We start from the raw sequence: 15,224 nt of genomic DNA on the forward strand, positions 1-15,224 counted from the left end.
TGGGAATGCCAGGCCATGCTAGCCTGGGCAAATCTTTGATCCTGATATTTTTTTTGGCTTGCGCCTATATCGTCGGTTTGTCTCTATCCGATTATAAGAACCGAAACTAAGGCTAATCTGCTCGACGCGTCAGGAAGCCCTGTCGACCCGCATGACCGCGACAACGGTCCTGAGCAAGATCACCACATCGAGCCAGATCGACCAATTCCGCACATACTGGCTGTCCAGCGCGACGCGGTTGCCGTAGTCCATACTGCTTCTTCCGCTCACCTGCCAAAGACCGGTAAGTCCGGGTCTCGTTACGAGATACTCCGCCTGATGCTCGCCATAACGTCTGAGCTCATCCTTGACGATTGGTCTTGGACCGACGCAGCTCATGTCACCACGCAGGATGTTGATGAGCTGGGGGAGCTCATCCAGGCTGGACTTGCGAAGCAGCCGCCCGAAGAGCGTGACCCGGGGATCGTTCCTGATCTTGTGGGTCTCTTCCCATTCCTTGCGTGCGTCGGGGTTAGCATCGAGATATGTCTTCAGAACTTCGTCTGAATCGGCGACCATCGAGCGAAACTTGTAGCAGTTGAATGGCTTTCCGCCGAAGCCGACACGGCTATGCGAGAATACCGCCGGACCCCTGGTCATGATCTTGATGAGCACGCCGACGACAATCATGACGGGCGCGGCCAAAATGAGCGCTGTGGCAGCTATGATCAGATCCATGACCCGTTTGAAGAGACCTCCAATCGGAGGGTTCGTCGTTCCCGTATTGATGGCATTCGGGAGGTCATCCAGCGCTGTTCCGGCACTGGCGTAGTCGCGCGTGGAAACAACATGCAGGACCGCCCGGCTCTCAACCGCCGCCGTCACAACTGGCTGGCCCCAAATCGAGCCCCCCTGGTGCGACTGCTTTTCGAAGGCGTTTGTCATGTGACGGTCGCTGTTTCCAGTTCTGTGACTTGACAGTCTTCCAAGGACGGAACTTGCCGGCAAGAAATGCAAAGGAGGTAGCGCGCTACGTCCGGGGCTACCCCCTATTCCTCACGTATGATCGCTCTACACGCTTTGCCGACTTCCGAAAGCACCCTGCCTGGCCGCAATTCGACGGTGCTTCGATGTGATTGCCCGCGCCTTTGTGAGAAGCACGCCAAGTATCTGCGTCCTGGAGGCCTGGAGTGTTCTCATGAGTTCCCGCAGCGTGTCGACGTGCGTCTTGCCCCACTCCGCTACGACCACGACGCCGTCGAGCACGGATCCAATGATTAAGTCATCCGCCCCGGATTCAAGCGTCGGCATATCGACAATGACTATGTCGTAAGCGGCCAGTTCGTAGGCTGCCGGATCGTCGGTGCTGATTTCGGAGAGGAAAGCCTGCATGTTCCTTGGCACGAGCAGGTTTTTTGCATCCACTACGGAACTTGAAAGCACGTCGAATCGCCGGCCCAGACCGCGGATGATGTTGAGTCGAACAGGCTCCCTGCACTCTTCGCCCAATATCTCCGAGCGCCCGACCAGCCGTGTGGTGATCGTCGATCTCCGGACATCGGCATCGATGACCAAAGTCTTCAGACCAGACATCGAGTAGAGGGTGGCGAGATTGCTCACGACAGAACTTTTCTGGCTGTTGTTGGAAACAGCTGTCAGCCCGAGGAACCTCACCGGGTGGTTCGTTTCCGCCAGGCTGATTTCAGTTCGCGCTTTGCGCAGACTCTGGCTGTATCGCGACCAGGGATGGCGGGCCACCTCGTCGACGTTTCCGAATTCCCTGTGCTTGCACGTGGACGGCAGTTCTCCGATGCACTCTATGCCCAGATTATCGTGGATATGACGTGGCGACCGCACGGTCCAATCGAACGAGTGCCGTGCAAAAGAAAGGCCAATGCCAATAATGAGGCCGGCAACCGCGGCGAAGGCCAGCACCAGCTTCGGCCTCGGTGCGCTCGGAGAAAGCGGCGGCGTCGCGGCAGTGATCACTCTCGCATCTGCAACGGGATAGGATTGCTGGCTTACAGAGTTGGTGTAAGCCTGCAGGAAGCTCTCATACATTTTTTGAAACGTGTCAGCAGTCACCTCGAGTTCTTCGAGAGTAGGTTCAGAATTGACGCCGTCTCCACCACTTGGATCGCCGTTTACACTATAGTCGTGTCGAGAGCGGAATGCCTGCGCCCTGGCCATCGCCTCGTTCATCTGGGTCCGCAGTTGCTGGAGGCGCTTTTCCAGCCATGCTCCACCCTCTCTTGCCGCCTCAGCCTTGGTGTCGATCTGTTCATGCACGAAGGCGTCAGCCGTTGCATTCGCAATCTTGGCTGCGCGGTCGGGATCGGCGGAAGTGAAGGATATCTCTATTGCATAGGAGACACCAACCCTTCGTACATCGAGGTTGTTGCGGAAAATCAGCATGCCGAGACGCGACCTCTGATAGTCGGTCAGCTGCGTGGTCGGCTCCGCGGCGCCCAGACCGATATGGTCCCAGAGCGCGTTCAGCCAGGCGCTTTTCTGAACCCCTAAAGCCTCCACTATTATATCTTTTATTTTCCTAAACCGCTCTTGCAAGATCGGCGTCTCAGGGTGATTGAAATTCGTGTCCTCGATCAGATTCAACTGGTCGATTACCATCGAAGCGATCTTTTCAGACTGCATGACCGCGATCTGACTTTCAATCTGCGCAGTGTCCAATGATAAATTGACTTCACCGCCGTCTTGCAAATGTTGCGGCAACTTCGGTTCGATCAATATTTGTGTGGTGGCAGTAAAAACCGAGTCGGTCGTCGAATTGTAAAACCATGCCACCAACAGGGCCGCGGCAAGGCATACAGCGATTGTGCCGACGTAATGCCTCAGAAATCCCGTTATGTCCGAGAGGCTGATGAATTCCTGTCCGGCATTGACCTGCTGATTGGTTGCCAAAGGCCATTGACTGGCGAACAAGCGGTTCATTCAACGTCTCCGGCGCGCATGAAGGAAGAGCCTTCGTGCACGCCGCCCTGACACAGCAGCTTCATGGTATTCGGCCCCGCGATCCCAAGCTTTTGAAAAAGACTACGCCGGCACGGAGGAAGGTAAACGCCACCAATTGGCGTAGACCTACCCCCTATGGGAGCCCAGAAAGTTTGGCAGACCAGCTCTTATTCTTCCCAGGAATGATATCTGATGCTCCAGCAGCAACTGTCGTGCCCGGTTAGCCGCAAGCTCCTGCGCGAGAGTATCGAGCTTCGCCGACATGCGTTCGCTTCGCTCGCCATTTTCCATCGCCTCCAGGGAAAATGCCGCACAGTCCATCATCCGCTTCCGGGCCCGGCGAAGCTGTTCGGATTCCTTGTCGATCTCCGGCTGAATCCCATCGAGCGCACGTGCCAAGCCTCTGAAGCGCTTGTCATCGACGCTCTTCCGAAAAGCCAACCTGAAGGATGTCAGCGGCATCATGCGGCCACAATTGAGATCGGCACCCGACGCGGACCTACCCTACGATACCTAATGGCCATGACCAGGCGAGACATCCTTTCGATCACCGATCGGTATCACCTATTGGATGATGGGGCGCGAACCAGGGTGCAGGGCTACCCGAATTCATGAAGGGGCCCGGGCCTGCCGCCCATGCTAGGAATGTTGAGGCAATTTCGGAGCGGTAGCGTGACCCTAAAGATAGTCAGCCAGGCCAAGCCGAACACATTCGCATTCGAGAACAATGCGCTCATCAAGGCCACCGGCTTCCGGGAATATGACGCACGCTGGTGGTTCGGTCATCCTGGCTCAGAGAAAGAGCCCGAGCTCAACCTGATGGGCGCCCAGGCGCTGGGCATGGGCCTCGGCACTCTGATCCGCCGTATGGGCGTCGGCCCGGAGATCGTCACCGGTCACGACTTTCGCAGCTATTCCATGTCCATAAAGATGGCCCTGGTTTCAGGGCTGATGGCGGCTGGAGCAAATGTCAAGGATATCGGTCTGGCGCTTTCCCCGACCGCCTATTTCGCCCAGTTCGCACTAAACGCTCCGTCCGTCGCCATGGTCACGGCCTCTCACAATGAGAATGGCTGGACCGGAGTGAAGATGGGCGCACAGAGGCCGCTTACATTCGGCCCTGACCAAATGACAGCCCTCAAGGCGCTCGTGCTGAATGGCGACTTCAACCTCATCGGTGGCGGCAGCTATGAATTCGTGTCTGATGTTCGTGAGAGATACATCGAAGACTTGACTGCCGGAAAGAACGTTCGCCGAAAGCCGCGCGTAGTCGTCGCCTGCGGCAATGGGACCGCCGGCGCCTTCGCGCCGCAGGTGCTGGAGAACATCGGCTGTGATGTCATTGCGCTCGACGTAGAGCTCGATCACACATTTCCGCGCTACAACCCCAATCCCGAAGACATGCAGATGCTGCACGCCATCCGGGACAAGGTTCTGCAGACCGGTGCCGATCTAGGCCTCGGCTTCGACGGCGACGGCGATCGCTGCGGCGTGGTGGACAATGAGGGGACCGAGATCTTCGCCGACAAGGTCGGCGTCATGCTGGCACGAGACATATCCAGCCTGCATCCACAATCCACCTTTGTCGTGGACGTGAAATCAACCGGACTTTTCATGACGGATCCCGTTCTCGCGCAAAACGGTGCACGCGCGGACTATTGGAAAACGGGCCATTCCTACATCAAGCGTCGGGTTGCCGAGCTCAATGCAAAAGCCGGCTTTGAGAAGTCCGGACACTTCTTCTTCAACCCACCGATCGGGCGCGGCTATGACGACGGTCTCGTGACGGCGATCGCGATCTGCGAGATGCTCGACCGGAATCCGGGAAAGACGCTGGCCGAACTCTACCGCGCTCTGCCCGTGACTTTTGGCACCCCAACGATGTCGCCTCACTGCCCGGACGAAGTCAAATACGGCGTGGTCGACAAGATCGTCGGCGACTTCATGAAAATGAAGGGGGACGGGGCCGAGTTCGCGGGTCAACCGCTGGCGGATCTAGTCACCGTCAATGGCGTGCGTGTCGTGGCTCAAGACGGCACTTGGGGTCTGGTCAGAGCATCGTCGAACAAGCCCGAAATCGTTGTCGTCGTCGAAAGCCCCGTCTCGTCGGAGAGGCGTCGACAGATGTTCGAGGCGATCGACGCCGTGCTGCGCCGCAATCCAGAGGTCGGAGCCTACAACCAGACATTCTGAGAGGACTGAAGCATGGCACATCGGATCGTAAGTTTTGTCATGAGCGGCGGTGTCGGGTCTCGGCTATGGCCGCTCTCGCGCGAAGACAATCCCAAGCAATTCCACGATCTGTCGGGGGATGGCTCCATGCTGGAGAAAACGGTCCGCCGCCTGAAGGCGTGGCCGAGCAGCGAAACGCCGATCTATCTGATAGCGTCCGAACGTCATGCCGAACGCGTCATCTCTGACATAAGTCCGCTCGGACTGAACGGTGGAAAGCCGATCTTCGAACCCCTGGGCCGCAATACTGCGGCAGCGGTCGCAATAGCGACACTGCAGACGATTTCGGATCACGGCGAGGATGCGCTCGTGCTCGTAGTTCCATCCGACCATCAGATCTCGACCGAGGCGCAGTTCTGGGAAACCGTCGAAGCCGGCATGCCTGCCGCTGCCTCAGGAAGCATTGTCGTGTTCGGCATCAAGCCCACTCATCCGGAGACCGGATATGGATACATCGAGGTTGCCGCCAATGGCGATGGCGCGGCCGCGGTTTCACGCTTTGTAGAAAAGCCGAACATCGAGACCGCGCAAAAATATTTTTCGTCGGGAAGGTTCTACTGGAACGCGGGCATCTTCCTGTTTCGTGCCGACACGATGCAGAGAGCTCTGATCGAATTCCAGCCGGAGATCTGGGATACCGCGGAACGCGCCTTTGGGTCTGCAAGGGTCGACGTGTCAGGCCTTTACTTACCCCAAGGTTTCTACTCAGCGGTCCCCTCCACGTCGATCGACTATGCCGTCATGGAACATGCGCAGGGCATCGCGATGGTGACGGCTTCCTTCCGCTGGAGCGACCTGGGGTCGTGGCAATCGTTACTGGAGTCCAGTCCCGCGGACGGCAACGGCAACGTGGTGATGGGCGATGTCGTCGCCATGGATTGCGACAATTCCTACCTCCGAAGCCAGGGTCGCCTGCTCAGTGTGATCGGAATGAAGGATGTGGCGGTGGTCGCCACGCCGGACGCTATATTCGTCGCACCGGTAAGCCACAGCCAGAATGTGAAGAAGGTCGTCGAACAGCTCGAGAAAAGCGGGCGCATCGAGACCAAATTCACGGCTTCGGAAGACCGGGTCATTGTCAGCGGCTCATGGCGCAAGCGCGTGGAACATTGGCTCTTCAACGAGACCCTTCCTCTATGGTCGACCGCAGGGGTCGACACTGTGCATGGAGGCTTTCACGAAGCGCTCGGTTTCGACGCGAGGCCGTTGGGCAAGCCCAAGCGGATGCGGACGATGGCCCGCCAGATCTATGCTTTCGCTGTGGCCAAGGAACGTGGCTGGGGCGGAGCCGCCGACGAGGTCATCGATCACGGCATCGACTTCATCACAAAATACGGTCGCACCGACAGGGGTGGCTGGATGCGCACCCTCAATTCCAACGGAGGCGTGGCCGATCCAGCGGAGGATGCCTATGACCATTCCTGCGTGCTCCTGGCGCTTGCCCATGCCTATCGATGCGGTCACCAGGCTGCCCTTCAGCTTGCAGGGGAGACATTTGATTTCATAGACTCCCACCTTGAGGATGGCAGCCTGAATGGCTTCCTGGAGACACCAGGCTGGAGCGGAGTGAGGTCTTCCAACCCGCATATGCACATGCTCGAATCTTTCCTTGCCTGGTATGCCGCAACCGGCGATCGCGCATATCTGCGCCGAGCAGCTCGCGTCATCGATCTCTTCCGCTGCCATTTCTTCGACCAGGAAAGTTGGACGCTCGGCGAATATTTCGACGCCGACTGGCTGCCGTTGCCCGGAGACAAGGGACAGTGGACCGAACCGGGGCACCATTTCGAATGGGCCTCCCTGCTCGTGGATTTCGCGCGGGCGAGCGGGCAAAAAGACTTGGCCGCCTACGCAAGAAAACTTTATTCGTCAGCGGTCGCCAGTGGATTGAACCGGGCCACAGGACTGGCATATGCGGCGGTGTCGCGAGAAGGGATGCCTCTGGACAGGCTCTCGCGCAGTTGGCCGCAGTGCGAGGCTATCAAGGCGGCGATCGCGTTGGACGATATTGGTAGGCCTGATCTGAAACCCGAGATCGAAGCCCGCGTCGCGCGCCTTTTCAGATGGCATATCGATCCCGCACCGCTTGGCTTGTGGGTGGATAGGATCGACGAGCGAGGCAGGTCGCTCGCTACGGAGGTGCCTGCCAGCATCTTCTACCATCTGGTGACCGCATTGATGCAGTATCTCGACAAGACTGAGGGGCAGGTTGAACTGTTTCCGCTACCTTCCCAGAAAACGGACAGCGCTGTTGCGAAGAAGGGTTACGGCTGAAAAAGGCGAGGCGGACTCGCCTCGCAACGGCAGCGGTTTTCCAAGCGGAGTGTCTTTCGTGCTTCCCATAGTGATGCAGAAGGACGTGAGCTACCGCTAATTCGGTATGCCATTGCCTCTGGGTCGTTGCTGCAAACTGAGTTACCGTTGCCAGTGGCTACGCCTTAAAGAGAGGGGTCGGTCGGCCTCTCGGTTCCGGCTATGTAAACTCGCAAAAACGTTGGAAATTAAAAGCTTTTTGTCCGGGCAGTTAAGACGACGATGGCAAAAAAGAAATCCAGAGACAGGCGTAGTGGCGACCTTCTGAAGTTGCTGGCGACAAGGCCGCGGGCGGTCGCGCTCGCCGCGTTGCATGTGAGTGAATCGGTTCTTTTGGAGCTCGAGGCGTCGGAGTTGTTGTCGCCGGCGGAGATCAGGGGACTGCTGAGGGACGCATCGCTGACATTGCGCAATGCCGCCGACCAGGCGGACAACCGGAGCTGTCTGGTTGCCAGCGAGATAGTTGAGTCAATGAGAGAGAATTTTAGGAGAAGTAAATCATAGATGATAACAGGCTAATCGATATCAACTGAGCCATGAGGCGAATAAAGCCGAAATTTCGGACGGAAATTGCTGGTGCGCTACCTTCACGCGCAGACTCCCAAGAGGTCTGCTCATCACGCTAATTTTCATATACATGATGCGGTGGAGGGAGGTATACATGCACTTGGGGACGAGGGGTGCGTATGACGTTTGCGTCACGTTCTTTTTCGAGAGGAGACGAGAACCGTCGGTCATATGTCGGGCTCAACGATGACGACGCCGCGCTGATCAAGACGCTCGGGTTCTCGGCCAAGAGATATCCAGCTGACGCAATGATCTTCAGCCAGGGCGACAGCAATGATCGCATATACATCGTGGAGTCGGGCTGGGGCTGCATTTCCCATGAGCTTCCGGGGGGACAGCGACAAATTCTGGATTTTGCCCTGATCGGCGATGTCGTCCTGCCTCAATCACATGGAGGCGGCTCTCTTGAAACGTTCGTGGCTCAAACCGAATTGTCGTTGCTGGTGGCTCCCACCAAGACATTGACGGCTGCCGCGATGAAATCGGCGCATCTGTTCTCGTTCATTGTTGGGTCTCTCGTACGCAACAGCGCGGTTATAGGGCAGCACCTTGCCAATGTGGGGCGACGGAATGCCCTGGAACGGACGGCACATCTGCTACTTGAGCTGACAGCGCGTCTGCAGCGGGTTGGTGCGGTCGAGCGCAACGGCTTCGACTGTCCGCTCACTCAGTATGACCTCGCTGACGCCCTAGGCCTTACCCCGATCCATATCAATCGGATGCTGCGCGAACTTCGCGAGCGGAAGTTTCTCGAATTCCGCCAGGGCCATGTCCGACTTCTCGATTTTCCGGGTCTGGCGAAATTCGCCGGATTCGAACCCGAATACACCAGGAGCTGAGCGTCAAGCGCAGCAGCCCTTTTTAAAGCTCCGCGTTGAGTATTGGCCTTGTGCTCGGCGCCCACAAGGTCAGTCTCGAACGCCTGCAAGCTCGTCCGAGGCGTCATCGAGGCCCTGAGCCGCCGCTCGCTCGAGCCAGATCCGACCGGTCGCTGTGTGGTATTCGCCGGCTATACCTTTGAACAGGTAGCGACCGAGCATGAGTTGTGCGTGGGCATGACCCCGTTCGGCGGCGGCCTTAAACCATTTCTGCGCCATCTTCCGATCCAGGGACAGCCCCTGCCCGGCCTCGTACAGCGCGCCGATTGCAAACATCGCGCCAGGATGGCCTGCAGCGGCAGCCTGCTTGAAAAGGTGCGCTGCCGCGAAGGGGGAACGTTCTCCGCCGCGACCGTTGTAAAGCATTTCGGCAAGAGCCACCTGTGCGTCCACCATGCCACCGTTGGCTGCCCGCTCAAACCAGAGCCGGGCTTGCTTCTGATCAGCCTGCATGCCGCGTCCATCCTGAAGCATGCGCGCATACATGTACTGCGCCTGGGGCATACCTTCGGCCGCGCGCCTCATCCATTTCGCCGCCAGTTCCTGATCCTTACGCACTCCGACACCCTCGGCAAAACAAAGCCCGAGATTGAAGGCCGCGATCGCGTCCCCCGATGAGGCGGTCGCTCCAAACCATTCCGCAACGTTGACGCTGTCGTCGATATCGCCGGCGCCTTCGAGAACAAGGTTCGCGAGATCAACCTGTGATGCCTGACTTCCACCATTTGCCGCGGCGCGCAGCCAGCGCGTGCCTTCCACCGTGTCCTGGGCCACTCCGTTCCCGGACAAGTAAAGCGAGGCCAACGCGCGGGCGGCCGCTTGATGACCCGCCTCTGCGGCACGCCGATACCATGCCGCGGCTTCCGCATAGTCCGGCTGGGGGCGCTTCACATACAATTCGCCGATGCGATAAGCGGCATCAGGATTTCCGGCTAGGGCAGCGCGTCGCATCCAGGCCTCGCCGGCCGCAGGATCCTGACGAGACAAGCGTCCCTCGATGAGAGAAAGCCCCAGCCTGAACTGGGCCGCGGCGAAACCCTTCTCCGCGGCGAGCTGGTAGAGTTGTTCAGCTTCCTCGAGATCGACGGGCACGCCCATTCCATGCTCGGTCAGGACCGCAAGGAGATAGATCGCGGTCGGCAGGCCGGCATCGGCGGCGCACCGCAGTTCCCTGGCAATCCTGGCCCTCTGCTCCGGCTGCCTACGGCGAACGAGCGAAAGGGCGAGGCCAAGACGCCCCTCAGGACAGCCGGCCGCCGCGGATTTCTCGTACCAGCCATGTGCGGCTTCGAGGTCGCGGATGGCCTGGGGACCTTTGCTCAGAATGTAGCCGAGTATTGCCTGACCGTTTGCCGAACCGGCCTCCGCCGCCTTCCGAGCGAACTGAAGCGCCATCTCGAAATCAGGTTCTCGTGAAGATTGCGCCGCGAACAGACTTTCCGAACTGTTGCTTCCTGCATTGTCCTCGTCTTCCGCCAACCCGCTTGCGTAAAGCGCGGCAAGGAGCGCCTGTGCATCGGCGTTCCCGCGCTCGGCAGCCCGTCGAAGCCAGCGTGTGCCTTCCAATCGGCTTGACGGCACGCCTAATCCCTCGAGATAGCAACGAGCAACGCGGTACTCCGCTTCCGGAACACCGGCGCGCGCGGCAGTTGCCATGAGAGGAAAGGCTTCGGCAACCTTCCCTTTTTCGGAGAGCTGAATTGCTCTGCGCAACGCCAACGCCGGGTGGATATGTCCGGCCAGCCGGTCCATCATTACCATTTCAAGGCTCCCGCATCGCTTCCTGGCCGATCGGCAGCATCGTGCCTAGGATGTATTTGAGCACCGTGCGGCGGCCCACCTTCACGTCCGCGGTGACCGGCATGCCGGGGGTGATCGCAAAGCCGGCAGGCACGCCATGGAGGGCGACATCGTCGATGGAGATCTGCGTGCGGTAGAAGAGGTCGGCATCAGAGGGCAACATGGCCAAGGAGCTGTTCGGATCGCGTACCTGCTCCCTGGCAGAGAAAGAGTCCGGGCTCACCACGCGCACCGTGCCGTGAGCCAAGCCGTATTGCGAATAGGGGAAGGTGTCGAACTTGATGGCCACCGGATCGCCGACATGGACGAAGCCGCTGCTGCGACCAATGATGTTTGTTTCCACCTCAAGCACAGCATCCGCCGGCACCAGCGTGATCAATCGCTCTCCGGATTGCATAACAGAACCCACGGAAACCTTGGCCACGGACTGAACGGTAGCGTCGGCCTCGCTCCTCAGTTCTACCAACTGTTTGCGCAATTTAGCCTTGTTGAAGAGTTCCCGAGCGTCGGACCAGCGTGAGGTGGCATCGGACAGGCTCTGCGAAACCTCAGCACGCCAGCTTTGGATATAGCCGTCACGCTCGGCCGCAACCCCTGCCTGCTGGCGTTTGGCTGCCTCCGATGTCTGTTCGGCATTGGTCAGAGCGCGCGACATCTCGACGGTGTTGTCTTCGGCAAGGAGCGTGTTGAGACGGCTTCCTACCTGTTTTGCTTCGAGCTGCTTGCGCATCTGCTCGATCGACCCCGCGACGGCCAGGCGCTGCCTGTAGCCGTCGGCATCGGACTGAGAACGCGAGATGACGGAACTGAGTTGCTCACTCTGTCGGTCGAAGCTTTCCAGCTTCGCATCGTAGACCGCCTTGCGACGATCAAAGATCGAGGCCTGCAGGGTCCAGCTCGGATCCAGGCCATCATAACTGAATGGCTTTCCGTCGGCTTCGGCTTTCAGGCGAGCCACCTCAGCTTCGAGGGTCGTGACCTGTGCGGCCGATGCGGTGAGATCGGCCGAGGCAAAAGTGGCGTCAAGGCGGGCAAGCACCTGACCGGCCTTGACTTGCTGCCCCTCGCGCACCTCGATTGAGCGAACTATCGCTGTCTCGAGTGGCTGAACGACGATGTTGGGCGACTGGGCCGCCACCAGGCCCCTCGTCGTCACCACCTGATCGACCGGTATCAGCGCTGCTAGCGCTATCAGCGCGACGACCAGGCTGAATATGATCCAGACGATGCTGCGCGCCACGCGTGGAATCGGCGCATTGGCGACCGCAGAGGACGGCCATTGAAACTCAAGAATGGCCGGCGCCGTCGGGTCAACGGCTTTTGCCCGGCGTTGGCGGGCAGGAATGGGTGAATAGGTGGTGACGCTCATGGCCGGCCGCCTCACATCAACCCGGGCGGCACAGCCGCCAGCCGGCCAGGCCGGCTCTCAAGATGCCGGTTCTGTTGGAACCAAAGCTGGCGATAAACGCCACATCGCTCCAGCAACACAGAATGCGGCGCGACATCGAGGACCTTGCCCTGATCCACAACGAGGATCTGGTCGCACTCGGTCAACGAGGCCAGCCGGTGTGAGACGATGATCATCGTGCGCCCGCTGGCGATGCGCATAAGGTTGGCGCTGACCACCGCTTCGCTTTCGGGGTCGAGCGCGCTCGTCGCCTCGTCCAGTATCAGGACGGTCGGGTCGTGAATGAGCGCGCGAGCTATCGCCAGCCGCTGCCGTTGCCCGCCCGACAAATTGGGGGAACCTTCCTCGATGTAAGTGTCGTAGCCATTCGGCATGCGTTCAATGAATTCGGCAGCGCCGGCAAGGTGCGCGGCGCGCATGGCATCGGAAAGCGTCAAGCCCGGTCGTCCGGCGATGATGTTGTCCCTTATCGAACCGCGGAAAAGGAAATTGTCCTGCAGAACGACACCCAGTCCCTGGCGAAGGTGGCGCAAGTTGATTTCCTTGAGATCGACCCCGTCGAGCTTCAGGAACCCGCTGTAGTCGCGGTTGATGCCTTGCAATAGGCGCGCGATGGTCGATTTTCCCGACCCGCTCCGGCCGACGATGCCGAACATCGAGCCGGCCGGAATGTCGAAGCTGACCCGGTCGAGCGCCGGCGTCTTGGTGCCTATGTAGCTGAATGTCAGGTCGCTGAACTTGATTTCGCCGACGAGTTTTGGCCTCAGGCCTGCGGAATTGGAGCTGCTTTCCAACGGGCGATTGAGAACCGATGCCGCCTCGCCGATCGCCGCACCGACTTCTTCGTAATCCTCGACCAGACGGGCCAAGCCGACAAGAGGCTGCGCGACGCGTTGGGCGATCATCATGAAGGCGAACAGGCTCCCGACCATGTAGCCGGTGGTGTCGCTCATGGCCAGATAGGCCCCGATCAGCATAGTGCCCAGCACCATGGCGCGCTCTAGCGGCGTTACAAGCGTTTGCGGCCAATTGGCGAGTTGCCCGAAAGCGAGGCGCGCCTTGCCCGCGTCCGCAACCCGCTCATCCCAAAGTGCCTTGCGTTGCGGTTCGAGACCAAGTGCCTTCACTGTCTTGATGCCGACAACCGTCTCGCCGAGCGCCGCCGACTTCCAGGTCTCGGCGTCCACCACGCGCTGGTAGCTGCGACGCAGCGGCGCGAGGAAGGCGACGATGACGAGCATGATCAACACGGCGCAGGCGAGCACCATCCAGGCAAGTGTTGCATTGATGTAGAACATAACCGGGACCAGCACGCAGAGCGTCATCAGATCCAGGAATGTGCTGAGCAATTTGCCGGTGAGGAACTCGCGGACGCGGTAGACCTGAGCCAGATGATACAATGTCTCGCCGGCTGGATGACGCTCGAAATAATCAAGCGGCAGGCGCAGGACCCGGCCGAAGACGTGCAGGTTCAGCTTGGTATCCAGACGAGCGCCGACCACGTTGATGATCAGCCGCCGAGCGTGACCGAGCAACGTCTCATAAGCGAATACGACGGCTATGACCGCGCTCAGCAACACCAGCGTCGAGGTGCTGTTGAATTGCAGCACCTTGTTGACAACCGTCATGACGATGAGTGGCGGCAAGATGGTCAGGATGCTGAGGGTGAACGAAGCGATGCCAATGTCTCGCAGCGGCCTGCTCTCAAGCCGCACCAAGTCTACGATCCATCGGAAGGTGAAGGGCGCGTCGGCAGCGACAAAAGATCGCTCGGGACGCAGCAAAACCGCCTCACCTGACCAAACCCGCGACAGCCTCAACTCGTCGATCGCGACCGCCTCGGCATCATCGGGAGCGTCGATGCTCTTCAGGAAGACGAGATTGCGTTCAGCGCTGGCGCCGGTGAGCAGACCGGCCCGGCCATCGCTGAACAACAAAACTACAGGCCCGGTTTGCTCGAGGCGCAGAAGATGCGACCAGCGCACGCGAACCGCGCGCGTCCACATCCCGCCGTTGCGCGCCCATTGAGACAGGTCCGCAGCAGTCGGGATGGCTCCTGCGCTCGCGGCCCTGAACTCGTTAGGGTCGAGCACGACACCGTGATAACGAGCGACCTTGATCATAGCCCTCAGGCGCGGAGCGAGCTGACCGAATTCAGCGGGACCGCCAGTAGTCCGTTGCGCTTTGACCTCGCTTGGAGGCTTGCCGGCCGCATCTGTCTGCGCGTCCGGTTGGTTCGGGCTCGGCTTGGGACCTGGGCTGAGTTGTACGCTCACGGTGCGCCGCTCCCGTAAACCAGAGACAGGAATCCGAAAATACTTCTTGCGGCTCGTTGCAATCGAGCTTGGCAAGGCTTTCTGTATCTCGAACAGGCATGCGTGACGAGACGAAGGTCGGAGTTGGAAACGCGCACGCGCGGGCCCCGCCTTTCAGCAGGGTCCGCGCGCATTGCTTTCAACCGCTTAGTCATGCGGCTTCAGGATATTGCTAAGAGCCTTCTTCAACGTGTCGTCGGTCTGAGCAAATCCGGTGCTCTGCTTGTCCGAAGTCAGGTCCAAGGTCGACCCAGAGTGGTTGTTCTGGTTCTGATTGAAGCCTGCGACATTGCTGAGCAGGTTCAGCAGGTCCGCCGCCACCGAAAGAATGGCGAGGCTTATGAGCTGCCTGAACAAGTCCTGGCCGTCCGTCAGGCTGGCGGACTGCATGAACTGCTTGATGTCCTTCAGTCCAAGCGTATCGGTCGAGATGTTACCGCCTTGGCTATTACCGTCGCTGTGGTGGTTGTGGTGGCCATGATTGCCGTGACCACCGCCATTGTTGCCACGATCATCGTCACGGTTCCCGTTACCATTGTGGTGATGATTGCCATTGTGATCGTGGTGATGATGGTTGCCGTTGTGACCATGGTGATGATCGTCGTCCCCACCACTGTCACCCGTCGCTCCCGTCGGGCCTGTATGTCCGGTCGCTCCGGTCGGACCAGTGTGGCCGGTTGCACCCGTATCGCCGGTCGCGCCCGTGGCCCCGGTATCGCCAGTCGCGCCGGTTGCTCCTGTCGCCCCGGTGGCGCCGGT

The 15,224-nt window shown here is 59.5% G+C and carries 10 protein-coding genes; 3 read left to right on the forward strand and 7 right to left on the reverse strand.

The window, feature by feature from the left end; genetic code table 11:
• Positions 1-129: 129 nt before the first annotated feature.
• From LB572_RS33325 to LB572_RS33335, 3 genes are all read right to left on the reverse strand, one after another.
• Positions 130-924 carry a sugar transferase gene (locus LB572_RS33325; RefSeq protein ID WP_224670776.1) on the reverse strand — a complete coding sequence of 265 codons (795 nt, stop codon included), beginning with the start codon at positions 922-924 and terminating at the stop codon, positions 130-132.
• 126 nt (positions 925-1,050) lie between these two features.
• Entirely contained in the window at positions 1,051-2,931 is a 1,881-nt protein-coding gene (locus tag LB572_RS33330) for a GumC family protein (protein ID WP_224670777.1), read from the reverse strand.
• A 147-nt stretch (positions 2,932-3,078) separates the two neighbouring features.
• Complete coding sequence (locus LB572_RS33335) at positions 3,079-3,417, reverse strand: hypothetical protein (protein ID WP_224670778.1); 339 nt, start codon at positions 3,415-3,417, stop codon at positions 3,079-3,081.
• A gap of 207 nt (positions 3,418-3,624) precedes the next feature.
• Between LB572_RS33335 and LB572_RS33340 the strand changes: the two genes are divergently transcribed.
• From LB572_RS33340 to LB572_RS33350, 3 genes are all read left to right on the forward strand, one after another.
• Positions 3,625-5,145 (forward strand): phosphomannomutase/phosphoglucomutase, encoded by a 1,521-nt coding sequence (locus tag LB572_RS33340; RefSeq protein ID WP_224670779.1) that lies wholly within the window; start codon positions 3,625-3,627, stop codon positions 5,143-5,145.
• A 12-nt stretch (positions 5,146-5,157) separates the two neighbouring features.
• Positions 5,158-7,458 (forward strand): mannose-1-phosphate guanylyltransferase/mannose-6-phosphate isomerase, encoded by a 2,301-nt coding sequence (locus tag LB572_RS33345; protein ID WP_224670780.1) that lies wholly within the window; start codon positions 5,158-5,160, stop codon positions 7,456-7,458.
• Positions 7,459-8,183: 725 nt separating this feature from the next.
• Complete coding sequence (locus LB572_RS33350; protein WP_224670781.1) at positions 8,184-8,903, forward strand: Crp/Fnr family transcriptional regulator; 720 nt, start codon at positions 8,184-8,186, stop codon at positions 8,901-8,903.
• 69 nt (positions 8,904-8,972) lie between these two features.
• Here the strand turns inward: LB572_RS33350 and LB572_RS33355 are convergent, their stop codons facing one another.
• The 4 genes from LB572_RS33355 to LB572_RS33370 all read right to left on the reverse strand — a co-directional run.
• Positions 8,973-10,697: a tetratricopeptide repeat protein gene (locus LB572_RS33355; RefSeq protein WP_224670782.1), complete on the reverse strand. Its 1,725-nt coding sequence runs from the start codon at positions 10,695-10,697 to the stop codon at positions 8,973-8,975.
• Positions 10,698-10,704: 7 nt separating this feature from the next.
• The gene (locus tag LB572_RS33360; RefSeq protein WP_224670783.1) at positions 10,705-12,111 is read right to left on the reverse strand and encodes an HlyD family type I secretion periplasmic adaptor subunit; all 1,407 of its coding nucleotides are present in this window, start codon (positions 12,109-12,111) and stop codon (positions 10,705-10,707) included.
• 11 nt (positions 12,112-12,122) lie between these two features.
• Positions 12,123-14,426 carry a peptidase domain-containing ABC transporter gene (locus LB572_RS33365; RefSeq protein ID WP_224670784.1) on the reverse strand — a complete coding sequence of 768 codons (2,304 nt, stop codon included), beginning with the start codon at positions 14,424-14,426 and terminating at the stop codon, positions 12,123-12,125.
• 186 nt (positions 14,427-14,612) lie between these two features.
• The coding region (locus LB572_RS33370; RefSeq protein WP_224670785.1) for a hypothetical protein at positions 14,613-15,224 on the reverse strand (612 nt) is incomplete at its 5' end.

Origin of the sequence: Mesorhizobium sp. BH1-1-5, from assembly GCF_020165615.1 — a bacterium.
GTDB lineage: Bacteria > Pseudomonadota > Alphaproteobacteria > Rhizobiales > Rhizobiaceae > Mesorhizobium.